The following is a 15,437-nucleotide window of genomic DNA, read 5'->3' on the forward strand; positions in this document are numbered from 1 at the left end:
TCAGATTTTATCTGGAACCAATGGTCGAGGGACATCATTCTCGCGAGGTAAAAGCGCATGAAGCTCCCTGCCTAATAGCAGATTGGCACAGTAAAAGGTAAAGACGGGGAGGTAATGGGCGGGGGAGTGTGTTTCTCCCAAGGGCGGCAACAGGTTTTTTTGGGGGAAAAGAAAAATGCACCCCGAAAGGTGCATTTTTAAGCGAAAAATTTTGGTGCCGGGAGCCGGAATCGAACCGGCACGGTGTCACCACCGCGGGATTTTGAGTCCCGTGCGTCTACCTATTCCGCCATCCCGGCAACGCAAGACCGCGATTATGACGGATTTTGACTAGGCGAGCAAGAGCCCCCTGCAATTTTGCGCATGCCGCGTTGCGACGCAAACAGGTATCATCGCCGCTTGATAGAAAAATGTCGGAGTATGCGGCATCTGAATGCATGTTGAAGATTCGAGAAATTTTGTTGGGCAAGGCGCTGGACCCGCTAAAAAGCGAGACGCGCCATTCGTTGGCGCTGGTGGCGTTTTTGGCGTGGGTGGGACTGGGGGCCGATGGTTTGTCGTCGTCAGCCTATGGTCCTGAGGAAAGTTTTCGCGCGCTGGGTGAGCACACCCATCTGGGCCTTTACCTTGCGCTGGCGACGGCGCTGACCGTCTTCATCATCGCGCTGGCCTACAACCAGGTCATCGAATTGTTTCCCACCGGCGGCGGCGGTTATCGCGTGGCGACCAAGCTGGTCGGTCCCTATTTCGGTCTTGTTTCCGGCGTTGCGCTGATCCTCGACTATGTCTTGACGATCGCCATTTCGATCGCCTCCGGCGTCGACGCGCTGGCGTCCTTGCTGCCGCTCGGCTTTCAGGATTACAAGCTGTGGGCCGAAGCCTTCTTCATCGGCATGCTGATCGTGCTGAATCTGCGCGGACTGAAAGAAGCGATCCGGTTCCTGCTGCCTGTCTTCCTCGGTTTCGTCGCGACCCATCTGGTGCTGATCGTCTATGGCATCTTCGTCCACGTGGAATATCTGCCGGCGCTGGTGCCTTCCACGCTCGGCGACACCGGCACGCTGGCGCAGAATATCGGCTGGGCCGGTGTGGCGAGCATGCTGCTGCTGGCGTATTCGCAGGGCGGCGGTACTTACACCGGCCTGGAAGCGGTTTCCAACAACGTCAACATCTTGGCCGAACCGCGCGTGCGCACCGGCAAGGTGACGATGATTTACATGGCCTTGTCGCTGGCGTTTACGGCGGCCGGGATCTTCCTGCTGTATCTGTTGTGGGATGCGCGCCATGTCAACGGCGAGACGCTCAATGCGACCACGTTCCGGCTGATCATCGACAGCATGGGCAGCGGCAGCAAGTGGCTCAACGATATCCTGCTGGCGGTGGTGCTGGCGTTCGAAGCGGGTTTGCTGTTCGTCGCCGCCAACACCGGCTTCCTCGGCGGCCCGGCGGTGCTGTCGAACATGGCGGCGGATTCCTGGGTGCCGCATAAATTCCGCTATCTGTCGACGCGGCTGGTCACGCAGAACGGCATCCTGGTCATGGGCATCGCGGCCCTGATCATTCTGTTCTGGACGCAGGGCAGCGTGACGCTACTGATCGTGCTGTATTCCATCTCGGTATTCCTGACGTTTGCGATTTCGTTGTTCGGCCTGTGCCGCTACTGGTGGCGGCATCGTCGTCATCTGGCGCACTGGAAGCGGCGTTTCGTGCTGTCGCTGGCCGGTTTCCTGATCTGCGCGGCTATCCTGTCGGTCTTGCTGGTCGAGAAGCTGTTTGAAGGCGGCTGGGCCACGGCGGTCATCATTGCCGGCATTTCCGCGCTGTGCATTTATATCCGCAATCACTATCGCGATACCAAGGAAGCGATCCGTTCCGTCGATCAGATTTTTTCCAGCCAGCCCTTCGGCATCAACATGGAAGCGATCGTGCCCGATCCGGTCAACCAGACCGCGGTCTTCATCGTCGGCACCTCGCGCGGTGGCGGTTTGCATGCCTTGTTGTGGGTGCAGCGGATGTTCCCGGCGTATTTCAAGAACTTCATCTTCGTCAATGCGCGCACCGTCGATTCGCACGCTTACGGCGGCGAGGGCGCGGTCGAGCAGATGCGCGCGGAAGCGAATGCGACCTTGCAGTTCTTCGTGGATTTTTGCCGCAGCCACGGCATGGCGTCGGCTTCTTTCCTGGGCTTCGGCACCGATGCCGTGCAGGAAGTCAGCAGGCTTTGCCACGACATCAGCAAGCAATATCCGAATGCGATTTTCTTCACCAGCAAGCTGATTTTCGAGCAGGACAACTGGTTCATCCGGCTATTGCACAACCAGGCGGCGCTGGCGATTCAGCGCAGGCTGCATTTCGACGGTTTGCAGATGGTGATTCTGCCGATGAAGGTGTGAGGTTTTTTATTTGAGGCTGCAAATGGATTTGATCATTTGTGCGCCTGTCGAGCCGGGCACCGTGTCTTGCAACTTGACGTCGCCGTAGGCGAGGTAAGGGGAGAACAGAGCGCTGCCCTGAGCGTCTGCCTTGGCATACATGGTGCGGCTGCCGAACCCGATTTGCTTGTCGTCGCAATCAAAATAGGTGACGGAGATTTCGGACAAATAATACTTGCCATGACCTTGCAGCGCTTGCGGTTTGTTCCAGTTCAGCAAGACGTTTGCCCGCAGGACGCCACGGGTGCGGGTAATGCTGGTTTTATCGACGAAAAAAGTACCGAAGTCGTTGTCGCCGAGCAATGACCATTGCGCAGCAAAAACCTGGTTCGACACCAGCAGCAACGCCAGCACAGCAAATTTCATCATGTCCCGTTCAGTCAATACGGTGAGTGTGTTGGGCGATGTTTCAGGAAAACATAAACGCCAGCATGGCGACGTCATCTTCCAGCATGATCAGCAAGGTGACCGACCACAGCAGCGCATGTGCACTCAATGTCGCCGTGAAATACGTCAATCGAACCTTCATCTTGATGGAAAACGTCTGCTTATTTTAAGCGGCAAATGCTAACACGGCATGACAGCGCTGTATTTCGGAAAATGCCGATGATGCAAAAAAGCCGACGATCGCGAAGGATTCGCCGGCCGGGACTTGACACATTTGACGATGCGCAGGTAATCGCGCTGCCGATGAGCGCGATCCGCACCGTCTGATTTCCGGGGATCAGATGGCGGCGGCGATCGCCTTGCCGACTCCCGTCGTGTCGCCTGTGCCGCCGAGGTCGGGCGTCTTCGGTCCGTCGACCAGCACCTTTTCGATGGCGGCCAGGATGGCGTCGTGCGCTTGCTTGTATTTCGGATTGCCGTTGCCGAGGAAGTCCAGCATCATCGCGCCGGACCAGATCGTGGCGACCGGGTTGGCGATGTTCTTGCCGGCGATATCGGGCGCGGAGCCATGTACCGGCTCGAACAGCGACGGCATCTTGCGGTCGGGGTTGATGTTGGCCGACGGCGCGATGCCGATGGTGCCGGCGCAGGCCGGTCCGAGGTCGGACAGGATGTCGCCGAACAGATTGGGCGCCACCACCACGTCAAAGCGCTGCGGGTTCAGCACGAAATGCGCGGTCAGGATGTCGATGTGGTACTTGTCCCATTTGACGTCGCCGTAGTTTTTCCCCATGGCTTCGACGCGCTCGTCCCAGTAGGGCATGGTGACGGCGATGCCGTTGGATTTGGTGGCGGACGTCAAGTGCTTCTTCGGACGGCTTTGCGCCAGGTCGAAGGCGTACTTCAGGATGCGGTCGACGCCATGGCGCGTGAACACCGATTCCTGGATCACGACTTCGCGGTCGGTGCCTTCGTACATGCGGCCGCCGATGGAAGAGTATTCGCCCTCGGTGTTTTCGCGCACGACGTAGAAATCGATGTCGCCGGGTTTGCGGCCGGCCAGCGGGCAGGGCACGCCGGGCATCAGGCGCACCGGGCGCAGGTTGACGTAGAGGTCGAACTCGCGGCGGAACTTCAGCAGCGAACCCCACAGCGACACGTGATCCGGCACCGTGGCCGGCCAGCCGACCGCGCCGAAGAAGATTGCTTCGAATCCCTTCAACTGATCGAACCAGTCGTCCGGCATCATCTTGCCGTGCTGGGCATAGTAGCCGCAGTGGGCCCAGTCGAAATGGGTGTACTCGATCTCGATGTCGAATTTCCTGGCCGCCGCGTCGACGGCGCGCAAGCCTTCGGGGATGACTTCCTGGCCGATGCCGTCGCCGGCGATCACGGCTACTTTATGTCTGGTCACGGTGCGTTCTCCTTTAAAAGGAAATCATACCGTTATTGCCGGCGCTGCGTCTTGCCGCGTTTCGGGGCTCAGTCAAACTCAGCCGAACGCTTCCTGCAGGCTCTGGATCTTGCCGGTGTCGGCGCCGTCGTAACCGGCCAGATCGTCAACCACGTTGCGGAACGCCGGCGACTGCAGGATATTGACCACGGCCTGCACCAGCGGATCGTTGAGCGAGGCCGTGGGCAGGGCAAAGAAATAACGCTCGCGCACCAACGGGATGAAATCGAGGCCGAAACGCTGCGCTGCCGTCTGCACGCCGAAGCCGACATCTGCCATGCCGCTGGCGATGAAGGCTGCTACCGCGGAGTGCGTGAACTCGGTGTTTTCGAAACCGTTGATCTTCTTGTGCGAGATGCCTTGTCCGGCCAACATCAGCTCCAGCAGCATGCGGGTGCCGGAACCGGCTTCGCGGTTGACGAAGCGCAGGTCGCTGCGGGTGAGGTCGGACAAATCGCGGATCTGTTTGGGATTGCCGGGCGCGACGAACAGGCCCTGATTGCGCACCGCCAGATGGATCAGGCAATCGCTGCGCTTGTTGAGCCATTTGGCATAGGTCGCGATGGCCGGTTTTTCGAATTCTCCCAGCGGCACGTGGAACCCGGCCAGGTCGCATTCCTGGCGCGACAATGCCGCCACGGCGTCGGTGCTGTGGCGATAGCGCACTTCCACCGGCAGCTTGGCCTGGTTGAATTGATTGAGCAGGGCGGCGACGGCGAAGCCGTGGCTGGCGTTCAGGCGCACGGTCTTGGATTTGCCTTCGACGGTTTTGCCCAGTTCGATTTCCAATTCCGAGGCCAGGCTGTCCAGTGTCGGCGACAAGCGCGCGCTGACCATGCGGTCGGCCCATAATAATTTGCTCGCAAACGGCGTCAGGGTAGTGCCGCGACCGCGGCCGCTCGCGATAAGGCTGTGGCCGAACAATTGTTCCGAGGTGCGCAGCAGACCCCATGCATGACGGTAAGAGTGCCGCAACTGCTCTGCGCCTTTGGCGATCGATCCGCTCTGCTGGATCGCTGTCAGCAGATTCAGCAACTCGGTCGTGTCGAGGGGGGCTTCTTCTCCGTGAGCGATTTCCCAGTGAGGTTTGATGCGAACTTTATACATGATAAATATGAAATAAATAGCATATTGAGAGCGATGGATTTCAATGATACCTTCGCAATAGAGCGTGTACTACATAAAAACTATAGGTAAATATTTGCATAAATAGCCGAATTCTTTCGGGTTGCATATAATTGCCGTTCTACAACATCAAAAGGAGGGAATAATGGCCTTCGATTTCCTGCAAAAGGAACACACCATCGCCAAGCCTGGCTTCAATCGTTGGCTGGTTCCGCCGGCGGCACTCGCAATTCACCTGTGTATCGGCATGGCCTACGGTTTCTCCGTATTCTGGCTGCCTTTGTCCAAATCTCTCGGCATCAAGGAGTCGATCGCCTGCGCGCCGGGCAGCGGCTTTTTCGACCAGGTGTTCTCCACTACCTGCGACTGGAAGATTTCCATGCTGGGCTGGATGTACACCATGTTCTTCGTCCTGCTCGGCGTTTCCGCCGCGATCTGGGGCGGTTGGCTTGAACGCGCCGGTCCGCGCAAGGCCGGCGTGGTGTCGGCATTATGCTGGTGCGGCGGTCTGCTGATTTCCGCGTTCGGGGTCTATACCCACCAGATCTGGCTCATGTGGCTGGGGTCGGGCGTCATCGGCGGCGTCGGTCTCGGTCTCGGCTATATCTCGCCGGTGTCGACGCTGATCAAATGGTTCCCGGACCGTCGCGGCATGGCCACCGGCATGGCGATCATGGGCTTCGGCGGCGGCGCGCTGGTCGGCAGCCCGCTGGCCGACAAGCTGATGAAACACTTCGCTACCCCGACATCGGTCGGCGTATGGGAAACCTTCGTCGCGATGGCAGTCATCTATTTCATCTTCATGATGGCCGGCGCCCTGGGTTACCGTGTTCCGCCGAGCGGCTGGAAGCCGGCAGGCTGGACGCCGCCGGTTGCTGCCAACACCAACACCATGATCACCCAAAACCACGTGCACGTGAGCAAGGTCTGGGGCATTCCTCAGTTCTGGCTGGTGTGGCTGGTGCTGTGTCTGAACGTGTCGGCCGGCATCGGCGTGATCGGCATCGCTTCGCCGATGCTGCAGGAAGTATTCGGCGGCCATTTGTTGGGTGTGAACGTCGGTTTCAGCGATCTGTCGGTTGAGCAAAAAGCGGCGATCGCGGCGATTGCCGCGGGCTTCACCGGTCTGATCAGTCTGTTCAACATCGGTGGTCGTTTTGTCTGGGCGTCGTGCTCCGACTTCTTCGGCCGCAAGATGACTTACGTGATCTTCTTCGTGCTCGGCTTCATCCTGTACGTCAGCCTGCCATGGTCGGCCAAAGCCGGCAGCATCGCGCTGTTCGTCGGTGCAGTCTGCATCATCCTGTCGATGTACGGCGGCGGTTTTGCAACGGTGCCTGCTTACCTGGCTGACTTGTTCGGTACGCAAATGGTCGGTGCGATCCACGGTCGCCTGCTGACTGCATGGGCAACCGCCGGCATCCTGGGGCCCGTCGTTGTGAACTACATGCGTGAATACCAGCTGTCGCTGGGCATGCCGCGCGACCAGGTCTACAACACCACGATGTACATCCTGGCAGGCATGCTGGTGCTGGGTCTGATCTGCAACCTGCTGGTCCGCCCGGTCGCTGCGAAGCATTTCATGACGCCGGAAGAGCTGGCTCGCGAAAAGCAACTGGCGCATGAGAAGTCGTCGTCGGATAACACTGCAACGTTGTCGGACGCCGAGCTGTCGCAAGTCGGCCGCGGCGGCAATCCTGCGCTGATCGGTGCAGCATGGTTGGCAGTCGGTATTCCTCTGGTGTGGGGCGTTGCCCTGACGCTGCAAAAAACTGCGGTGTTGTTCAAGTAATTTGTAGGCAAGCAGCTTGGAAGTTAAAGCAGCAAGTAAAGCAGCAAGTAAAGCAGCAAGGCTGCCGTGAGAGCAACGACTCCGCGGCAGCTGGTTTTACCCCGTAGTGTTCTGGTCCAACCCGATGCATTTTGACAGGCAGGGAGAACATGAAATCGCTAGATCATCCATCGATCGGACAGCGTGCCGCGACGCTCTTCAGCGCAGCGCCTGCACCTCTGATTGTTTGCCTCATCTTTGTCGCTGCAGTCCTTGCAGTCGCGCTCTGCAGTATCTTCTTTCCCCGGTTTTTGAGCTTTGCCATGCCGTTTGTGCAGGCAGGGATCGTCATATCCATCGCCGCCGGCTTGTTGTCGGCAGGGCGTAATAAAGCATTGCAGCTACGCCGCCGTTTCGTCCCGATAAAGATCCGGCGACGAGACTAGGCGTATTTTTCCATGGCCCGGCCAGATAAAAAGTACAAACCGGGGCCGGACCGCAGTTCAGCAGGAGATGGAACAATGAACAGACAACAGCCTTTCGACGTCGGCGCAGTCAGGGACGTGATTGCCGCGCGCCGCCACATGCCGGGCGCCATGCTGCCCATCCTCCACGGCATTCAGGACGCAGTAGGCTTCGTGCCGGCCGATGCGGTGCCGATGATCGCCGATGCGCTGAACGTATCGCGTGCGGAAGTGCATGGCGTGATTTCCTTCTATCATCACTTCCGCCAGCAGCCTGCCGGCCGGCATGTGGTGCAGGTTTGCCGTGCCGAAGCCTGCCAGGCGGTCGGTTCCGAAGCGCTGGCGAAGCATGCCGAGAAAGCGCTCGGTTGCGCTTTCCACGAAACCACTGCCGATGGCCGGTTTACGCTCGAACCTGTCTATTGCCTGGGCCTGTGCGCCTGCGGCCCGAATGTCGTGGTCGACGGCGAACTGCATGCACGCGTCGGCGCCGACAAGCTGGATCGCCTGCTGCAAGCCAAGCGAGGTGCGTCATGAGTGTTGTGACTGTCTACGTTCCACGCGACTCCGCCGCCATTGCCCTGGGCGCCAATGAGGTCGCCGCCGCGATTTCCGGCGACGCGGAAAAGCGTGGTATTGAAATCGACATCGTGCGCAACGGATCGCGCGGCATGTTCTGGCTGGAGCCTATGGTTGAAGTGGAGACCGCGCAAGGCCGTGTCGCTTACGGCCCGGTTGATCCTGCCGACGTGCCGGCGCTGTTCGACGCCGGTTTCCTGCAGGGCGGTTCGCACGCATTGACTCAAGGATTGACCGAAGAAATTCCTTACTTGAAGAATCAGGAGCGCCTGACCTTTGCGCGCGTCGGCATCACCGATCCGGTGTCGCTGGACGACTATCTGGCGCACGAAGGCTATGCGGGGCTGAGGCGCGCCATCGCCATGGACGGCGCAGCCATCGTGCAGGAAGTCCTGGACTCCGGCCTGCGCGGACGCGGCGGCGCAGCGTTCCCGACCGGCATCAAATGGAAGACGGTGGCCAACGCGCAAGCAGCGCAGAAGTACATCGTCTGCAATGCCGACGAAGGCGACTCCGGCACCTTCTCCGACCGCATGGTGATGGAGGACGATCCTTTCGTGCTGATCGAGGGCATGTCGATTGCCGGTCTCGCCGTCGGCGCGACGCAGGGCTACATCTACGTGCGCTCCGAATATCCGCACGCGATCGTCGCGCTTAACGAGGCGATCGCCACGGCCAACCAGAACGGCTATCTGGGCGACAACATCCTCGGCTCGGGCAAAGCGTTCCGGCTGGAAGTGCGCATGGGCGCCGGCGCTTATATCTGCGGCGAAGAAACCGCCTTGCTGGAAAGCCTGGAGGGCAAGCGCGGCGTGGTGCGCGCCAAGCCGCCGCTGCCGGCGCTGGAGGGTTTGTTCGGCAAGCCGACCGTGATCAACAACGTGATCTCGCTGGCGACGGTGCCTGTCGTGCTGGCGCGCGGCGCGGCGTTTTACAAGAACTATGGCGTAGGCCGTTCGCACGGCACCTTGCCGTTTCAACTGGCGGGTAACGTCAAGCATGGCGGTCTGGTCGAGAAGGCCTTCGGCCTGAGTCTGCGCCAGCTGCTGGAAGACTTCGGCGGCGGCACCCTCAACGGCCGGCCGATCCGCGCGGTGCAGGTGGGCGGCCCATTGGGCGCCTACATGCCGCAGCAACAGCTCGACACGCCGCTGGACTATGAAGCCTTCGCCGCCATCGGCGCGATGGTCGGCCACGGCGGCATGGTGGTGTTCGACGATAGCGTCGACATGGCGCAGCAGGCGCGCTATGCGATGGAGTTCTGCGCCATCGAATCCTGCGGCAAATGCACGCCATGCCGCATCGGTTCGACCCGCGGCGTGGAGGTGATCGACAAGATCATTGCCAATGACAATCGTCCCCAGCAAGTGCATCTGCTGCGCGACCTGTGCGACACCATGCTCAACGGTTCGTTGTGCGCCATGGGCGGCCTGACGCCGTATCCGGTGCTGTCGGCGTTGAATCATTTTCCTGAAGACTTTGGTTCGCCGGCTGAAAAAGCCGCCTGAACCTTATTCGCTTACGCATTCAGCAAGGAGTTGTTGTCATGAACCAGCTCAACGAAACAGATTACGGCACGCCGGAGCGCCTCTCGGAAGCTGAAGTCACCCTGGAAATCGACGGCGTCGCGGTCACAGTGCCGGCCGGCACCTCGGTCATGCGCGCGGCGGTGGAAGCAGGCATCAACGTGCCCAAGCTGTGCGCCACCGACAGCCTGGAACCTTTCGGTTCCTGCCGCCTGTGCCTGGTCGAGATCGAAGGCAAGGACGGCCGCAAGATGAAGGGTTATCCGGCCTCGTGCACCACGCCGTGCGAAGCGGGCATGAAGGTGCAGACGCAGACGCCGAAGCTGGCCGACATCCGGCGCGGCGTGATGGAACTGTATATCTCCGACCATCCGCTCGACTGCCTGACGTGCCCGACCAACGGCAATTGCGAACTGCAGGACATGGCAGGCGCCGTCGGCCTGCGCGAAGTGCGCTACGGCTACGAAGGGGACAACCATCTCGAGATGAAGAAGGATGAATCCAATCCTTACTTCACCTACGATCCCTCCAAATGCATCGTCTGCAACCGCTGCGTGCGCGCCTGCGAAGAAACGCAAGGCACTTTCGCGCTGACCATCAACGGCCGCGGCTTCGAGTCGCGCGTGTCGGCCGGGCAGATGGACAGCTTCATGGAGTCCGAATGCGTTTCGTGCGGAGCCTGCGTGCAAGCCTGCCCGACCGCGACGCTGACCGAGAAGACCGTGATCATGATGGGCCAGGCCGAGCACAGCAAGGTCACCACCTGCGCCTATTGCGGCGTGGGTTGTTCGTTCAAGGCCGAGATGAAGGGCAACGAAGTGGTACGCATGGTGCCGTACAAGGACGGCAAGGCCAACCACGGCCACTCCTGCGTCAAGGGACGCTTCGCCTGGGGCTATGCGACGCACAAGGATCGCATCACCAAGCCGATGATCCGCAGCAAGATCAGCGATCCATGGCGCGAAGTGTCGTGGGAAGAAGCGCTCACTTATGCCGCCAGTGAATTCCGTCGCATCCAGGCCAGGCACGGCAAGGATTCCATCGGCGGCATCACTTCGTCGCGCTGCACCAACGAAGAAACCTACCTGGTGCAAAAGCTGGTGCGCGCCGCCTTCGGCAACAACAACGTCGATACCTGCGCGCGCGTCTGCCATTCGCCGACCGGCTATGGCTTGAAGCAGACCTTGGGCGAATCGGCCGGCACCCAGACTTTCGATTCCGTGATGAAGTCCGACGTCATCATGATCATCGGCGCCAATCCGGCGTCGGCGCATCCGGTGTTTGCTTCGCAGATGAAGCGCCGCCTGCGCCAGGGCGCCAAACTGATCGTCATTGATCCGCGCACCACGGAGATGGTCAAGTCGCCGCACGTCCAGGCCGACTATCACCTCAAGCTGCGTCCCGGCACCAACGTCGCGGTGATCACCGCGCTGGCGCACGTGATCATGTCCGAAGGCCTGCAAAGCGAGGAATACATCCGCGAACGCTGCGACGTGAAGTCCTACGAGCAATGGAAAGAGTTCGTGCTGCGTCCGGACAACTCGCCGGAAGCCATGGCCGAAGTGTGCGGCGTGCCGGCGGAAGAGTTGCGCGGCGCCGCGCGTTTGTTCGCCACCGGCGGCAACGGCGCGATCTACTACGGTCTGGGCGTGACCGAACATGCGCAAGGTTCGACCATGGTGATCGGCATCGCCAACCTGGCGATGGCCACCGGCAACGTCGGCCGCGAAGGCGTCGGCGTCAATCCGCTGCGCGGCCAGAACAACGTGCAGGGCTCCTGCGACATGGGCTCGTTCCCGCATGAACTGCCGGGTTATCGCCATATCTCGGATTCGACGGTGCGCTCGCAATTCGAGCAGGCCTGGGGCGTGACGCTCAATCCCGAGCCGGGCCTGCGCATCCCCAACATGTTCGATGCTGCGCTCGACGGCAGTTTCAAGGGACTGTATTGCGAAGGCGAAGACATCGTCCAGTCCGATCCGAACACCCAGCACGTTGCCGCCGCCTTGCAGGAGATGGAATGCATCGTGGTGCAGGATTTGTTCCTCAACGAGACCGCCAAGTACGCGCACGTCTTCCTGCCCGGTTCGTCCTTCCTCGAAAAGGACGGCACCTTCACCAACGCCGAGCGCCGCATCTCGCGCGTGCGCAAGGTGATGCCGTCGAAGTCGGGCAAGTCCGACTGGGAAGTCACGGTGGCGCTGGCCGAAGCACTCGGCTACCCGATGCCGTACAATCATCCGTCGGAAATCATGGACGAGATCGCGGCCCTGACGCCGAGTTTCCATGGCGTCAGTTACGACAAGCTGGAGCGCCTCGGCAGCATCCAGTGGCCATGCAACGAAGCCGCGCCGGAAGGCACGCCGATCATGCACATCGGCAGCTTCATCCGCGGCAAGGGCAAGTTCCTCAATACACAGTACTTCGCCACCGACGAGAAGGTGACGCAGCGTTATCCGCTGATCCTGACCACCGGCCGCATCCTGTCGCAATACAACGTCGGCGCCCAGACGCGCCGTACCGAGAATTCGCAGTGGCACGATGAAGATCGCCTGGAAATCCATCCGCACGATGCCGAAGATCGCGGCGTGCGCGAAGGCGACTGGGTAGGCATTGAATCGCGCGCCGGGCAGACGGTGTTGCGCGCCACGGTGACCGAGCGGGTGCAGCCGGGAGTGGTCTACACCACGTTCCACTTCCCCGAGTCGGGCGCCAACGTGATTACCACCGACAACTCGGACTGGGCGACCAACTGTCCGGAATACAAGGTGACGGCGGTGCAGGTCCTGCCGGTATCGCAGCCGTCCGAATGGCAGCAGCATTACGAACAGTTCAATCGCGAACAGCTCGGTTTGTTGAAAGGCGAGAAGGCGAGTACCGAGCCGTTGGTAACGAAATGAATTCAAGCCGTCGTCCTGACGAAAGTCAGGACCCAGCGTCGTTATCAGGTAGTTGATGCTGCGCTGACGACACTGGGTCCCAGCGTGCGCTGGGACGACATGGATTGTTTTGCCGTGTTTTGTTTTTTTGAATGGTAGAAAACAGGTTTGAAAGAAGATCAGCAATGAATGCATGTCCTATCCCATCGTCGGCAGACACGGAATTCGTCACGGCGGCGCGGGTCGAGGTGGAGAAGTGGCGCGACGGCCAACGTGAAGTCGTCGCCGACGTCGTCGCCGAAGAGGTGCCGATCGCGCTCGAATACAACGGCATCTCGCACGCCGTGATGATGGCGACGCCGGCCGATCTGGAAGACTTTGCGCTGGGCTTTTCATTGACCGAAGGCATACTTGCCGACCGGAGCGAACTCTACGATTGCGACATCGTACCGGGCGCGGAAGGTATTCAGGTGCAGATGAATGTCGCCACCGAGCGCTTCGTCGCCCTGAAGGAAAAGCGGCGCAACCTGACCGGTCGCACCGGCTGCGGTTTATGTGGTGCGGAAACGCTGGAGCAGGCCGTGCGCCATCCGGCGGCGGTGCAAGCCGACGCGCTGCGCTTTTCCGCCGACACGCTGCATGCCGCGCTGGAGGCCATGCAGGCGCAACAGCAATTGCAGCAACAGACCGGCGCCACGCATGCGGCCGCATGGTTGGGCCGTGACGGCAAGATCAAGCTGGTGCGCGAAGACGTCGGGCGCCACAACGCGCTCGACAAACTGATTGGCGCGCTGGCGGAAGACCGGCAGGATTTTTCGGCGGGCGCGGTCATCATCACCAGCCGCGCCAGTTATGAAATGGTGCAAAAGGCGGCCACCGTCGGCATCGGTTTCATTGCCGCGATTTCGGCGCCGACCGCACTGGCGATCCGCCTGGCCAAGGAAACCGACGTAACGCTGATCGGTTTCGTGCGCCGGCAAGGACATGTCGTCTATGCAGGGCCGCATCGTCTGACCTGACAACAATATTCCCATACGAGACGACACATCATGAACCTCCCGCACCTGATCAAGATGGCAAACCAGATCGGCGCTTTCTTCTCCACCATGCCTGACCGCGCGCAGGCGGAGCATGATCTGGCGGCGCATCTCAAACGCTTCTGGGAACCCCGCATGCGCCGCGCCTTGCTGGAATACGTCGAGCAAGAGGGCGGTTCGGAACTCAGTGAGATCGTGCTGGTGACGGTGAAGTCGCATGCCGCCGATTTGCAGCCGGCCTGATTGTCTTGCAGCCTCTTGCTTGCAATGACGATTTGCGGCGAGGCAGCATACGTGTTTTCCATTCTCAGAAGCGGTATCGCAAAGCGGGTATTTAGGATTTGAAATGCCGCTCTGCACCAATTTCCTGACGCGCATATTTATGCGTCACGGCCTTTTCCGTTCATCCTTTTTCATCAAAATTTTCATGTGAAATAGTTTGCAAAAGGATTTTTGCGCTGCTATCTTGGAACCGGTTCCAAAGATTCGCATAAAAAATAGAAACCTGGGAACCCGCAGGCAAATCAGCAGATGTATCGCTAGATAACAATCAACGATTTGGCAGGTAGAGTGAGACAAAAATCCAATATGCAGCACACGCGCAGCGTTGGCGCGGGCAGGGTGACGATTGCCCAGGTCGCGCGCGAGGCGGGTGTGTCGAAGACCAGTATTTCCCGGTATCTCGGCGGCGAGCTCGATGCGTTGTCGGAGCACTTGCGCGAACAGATTCGCAGCACGATCGCCCGGCTCGGCTATCAGCCCAGCCAGATGGCGCGCGGGCTCAAAGGCGGACGCACGCGGCTCATCGGAATGCTGGTGGCGGATATCCTGAATCCGTATTCGGTCGCCGTGCTGAACGGCGCCGAAGCAGCCTGCCAAGAGCACGGCTATACGCTGATGTTATGTAACACGGGCAATGACGAGAAGCGCGAGCAGCAATCGCTGGCGGCGCTGCATTCGTACAGCGTGGAAGGTCTGCTGTTCAATACGCAAGGACGCAATGTCACGCCGTTGAAGGAGTTGGGGCGCGTGGCGTTTCCGGTGGTGTTGCTGGACCGGCGCATCGACGGCTGCGATTTCGATCTGGTCGGACTCGACAACGTCAGGGCGGCGCGCATGGCGACCGAACATTTGCTGGCGAGCGGCTATACCGATATCGGGCTGGTGGTGCAGCCTCTGTATGGCGTCAGTTCGCGTCAGGGGCGGCAAGCGGGATTCCTGCAGGCGCTGGCTGAAAAGCCCGCCAGTCATGGCGAAACGCTGGAAGTGCACATTGATCAACCCGGTCACGTTGCTGCGATGCTGCAGGATTTCCTGAAGCGCCGAAAGGCAAAACGTGGCGCAGGAAAAGTGGCGATTCTGGCCGGCAACGGCATGGTGTCATTGCAAATTGCGCTGGCGCTGCAAAGCATGAAGTTGCGTTTTCCCGAAGACATCGGCTTGCTGTGTTTCGACGAGTTGTCGTGGTCGCCGCTGGTGGGCAGCGGCATCAGCACGATCGAGCAGCCGACGTATGAGATCGGTTTTGCCGCGATTGAACGTCTGCTTGCGCGCATCCATGGAGAGCGCGCGCCGCGCCGCGAAATCCTGTTGGACGGCCGCCTGATTTTGCGCGGTTCAAGTCAGGCTGGAGCTACGAGCGCAGCAACGAGAGATAGTATTTTTTAACGATTCTGGAACCGATACCAGAGACAAGGACTGCACGAGCGATGCAGAACTGCACAGAAGAATCGGACGGCAAGGCAACGCAGCCCGATATAAAAACATAAGCAAAAACAAACTGA

Annotated in this window: 12 protein-coding genes and 1 tRNA gene; 9 read left to right on the forward strand and 4 right to left on the reverse strand. The window is 60.0% G+C overall.

Features of this window, described 5'->3' with window-relative positions:
• Positions 1–212 precede the first annotated feature (212 nt).
• A tRNA-Leu gene (locus PMI16_RS12215) sits at positions 213–299 on the reverse strand.
• A gap of 138 nt (positions 300–437) precedes the next feature.
• Between PMI16_RS12215 and PMI16_RS12220 the strand changes: the two genes are divergently transcribed.
• The gene (locus tag PMI16_RS12220) at positions 438–2,393 is read left to right on the forward strand and encodes an APC family permease (protein WP_034380277.1); all 1,956 of its coding nucleotides are present in this window, start codon (positions 438–440) and stop codon (positions 2,391–2,393) included.
• 6 nt (positions 2,394–2,399) lie between these two features.
• Here the strand turns inward: PMI16_RS12220 and PMI16_RS12225 are convergent, their stop codons facing one another.
• The 3 genes from PMI16_RS12225 to PMI16_RS12235 all read right to left on the reverse strand — a co-directional run bounded on the left by PMI16_RS12225 (position 2,400) and on the right by PMI16_RS12235 (position 5,379).
• Positions 2,400–2,801, reverse strand: a complete 402-nt coding sequence (locus PMI16_RS12225) for a surface-adhesin E family protein (protein WP_007879881.1) — start codon at positions 2,799–2,801, stop codon at positions 2,400–2,402.
• Positions 2,802–3,156: 355 nt separating this feature from the next.
• Positions 3,157–4,233, reverse strand: a complete 1,077-nt coding sequence (locus PMI16_RS12230; RefSeq protein WP_007879885.1) for a tartrate dehydrogenase — start codon at positions 4,231–4,233, stop codon at positions 3,157–3,159.
• A 78-nt stretch (positions 4,234–4,311) separates the two neighbouring features.
• Positions 4,312–5,379: a substrate-binding domain-containing protein gene (locus tag PMI16_RS12235; RefSeq protein WP_007879886.1), complete on the reverse strand. Its 1,068-nt coding sequence runs from the start codon at positions 5,377–5,379 to the stop codon at positions 4,312–4,314.
• A 163-nt stretch (positions 5,380–5,542) separates the two neighbouring features.
• On the opposite strand from PMI16_RS12235, the gene PMI16_RS12240 reads away from it, so the two are divergent.
• From PMI16_RS12240 to PMI16_RS12275, 8 genes are all read left to right on the forward strand, one after another.
• Positions 5,543–7,189, forward strand: coding sequence for an OFA family MFS transporter (locus PMI16_RS12240; RefSeq protein ID WP_007879887.1), 1,647 nt, complete (start codon positions 5,543–5,545; stop codon positions 7,187–7,189).
• Positions 7,190–7,338: 149 nt separating this feature from the next.
• On the forward strand, positions 7,339–7,614 hold the full coding sequence (locus PMI16_RS12245; protein WP_034380209.1) for a hypothetical protein: 276 nt from the start codon (positions 7,339–7,341) through the stop codon (positions 7,612–7,614).
• A 75-nt stretch (positions 7,615–7,689) separates the two neighbouring features.
• On the forward strand, positions 7,690–8,169 hold the full coding sequence (locus tag PMI16_RS12250; protein WP_007879889.1) for a formate dehydrogenase subunit gamma: 480 nt from the start codon (positions 7,690–7,692) through the stop codon (positions 8,167–8,169).
• The gene (locus PMI16_RS12255) at positions 8,166–9,719 is read left to right on the forward strand and encodes a formate dehydrogenase beta subunit (RefSeq protein ID WP_007879891.1); all 1,554 of its coding nucleotides are present in this window, start codon (positions 8,166–8,168) and stop codon (positions 9,717–9,719) included. The genes PMI16_RS12250 and PMI16_RS12255 overlap by 4 nt, the downstream gene beginning before the upstream one ends.
• Positions 9,720–9,757: 38 nt before the next feature.
• Positions 9,758–12,637, forward strand: coding sequence for a formate dehydrogenase subunit alpha (fdhF, locus tag PMI16_RS12260; RefSeq protein WP_007879895.1), 2,880 nt, complete (start codon positions 9,758–9,760; stop codon positions 12,635–12,637).
• Positions 12,638–12,801: 164 nt separating this feature from the next.
• Positions 12,802–13,635, forward strand: coding sequence for a formate dehydrogenase accessory sulfurtransferase FdhD (fdhD, locus tag PMI16_RS12265; RefSeq protein WP_007879897.1), 834 nt, complete (start codon positions 12,802–12,804; stop codon positions 13,633–13,635).
• Between the two features lie 30 nt (positions 13,636–13,665).
• Positions 13,666–13,896 (forward strand): formate dehydrogenase subunit delta, encoded by a 231-nt coding sequence (locus PMI16_RS12270; RefSeq protein ID WP_007879900.1) that lies wholly within the window; start codon positions 13,666–13,668, stop codon positions 13,894–13,896.
• Between the two features lie 345 nt (positions 13,897–14,241).
• Positions 14,242–15,321 carry a LacI family DNA-binding transcriptional regulator gene (locus PMI16_RS12275; RefSeq protein ID WP_007879902.1) on the forward strand — a complete coding sequence of 360 codons (1,080 nt, stop codon included), beginning with the start codon at positions 14,242–14,244 and terminating at the stop codon, positions 15,319–15,321.
• Positions 15,322–15,437 lie beyond the last annotated feature (116 nt).

The sequence above is a fragment of the Herbaspirillum sp. CF444 genome, assembly GCF_000282135.1.
Classification (GTDB): Bacteria; Pseudomonadota; Gammaproteobacteria; order Burkholderiales; family Burkholderiaceae_D; genus Herbaspirillum.

Excerpts from the sequence above, each read along its gene's own strand:
- PMI16_RS12250 (WP_007879889.1), top strand. The coding sequence starts at position 7,690 with ATGAACAGACAACAGCCTTTCGACGTCGGCGCAGTCAGGGACGTGATT.
- PMI16_RS12240 (WP_007879887.1), top strand. The coding sequence starts at position 5,543 with ATGGCCTTCGATTTCCTGCAAAAGGAACACACCATCGCCAAGCCTGGC.
- PMI16_RS12255 (WP_007879891.1), top strand. The coding sequence starts at position 8,166 with ATGAGTGTTGTGACTGTCTACGTTCCACGCGACTCCGCCGCCATTGCC.
- PMI16_RS12225 (WP_007879881.1), bottom strand. The coding sequence starts at position 2,801 with ATGATGAAATTTGCTGTGCTGGCGTTGCTGCTGGTGTCGAACCAGGTT.
- PMI16_RS12220 (WP_034380277.1), top strand. The coding sequence starts at position 438 with ATGTTGAAGATTCGAGAAATTTTGTTGGGCAAGGCGCTGGACCCGCTA.
- PMI16_RS12235 (WP_007879886.1), bottom strand. The coding sequence starts at position 5,379 with ATGTATAAAGTTCGCATCAAACCTCACTGGGAAATCGCTCACGGAGAA.
- fdhD (WP_007879897.1), top strand. The coding sequence starts at position 12,802 with ATGAATGCATGTCCTATCCCATCGTCGGCAGACACGGAATTCGTCACG.
- fdhF (WP_007879895.1), top strand. The coding sequence starts at position 9,758 with ATGAACCAGCTCAACGAAACAGATTACGGCACGCCGGAGCGCCTCTCG.
- PMI16_RS12270 (WP_007879900.1), top strand. The coding sequence starts at position 13,666 with ATGAACCTCCCGCACCTGATCAAGATGGCAAACCAGATCGGCGCTTTC.
- PMI16_RS12275 (WP_007879902.1), top strand. The coding sequence starts at position 14,242 with ATGCAGCACACGCGCAGCGTTGGCGCGGGCAGGGTGACGATTGCCCAG.
- PMI16_RS12245 (WP_034380209.1), top strand. The coding sequence starts at position 7,339 with ATGAAATCGCTAGATCATCCATCGATCGGACAGCGTGCCGCGACGCTC.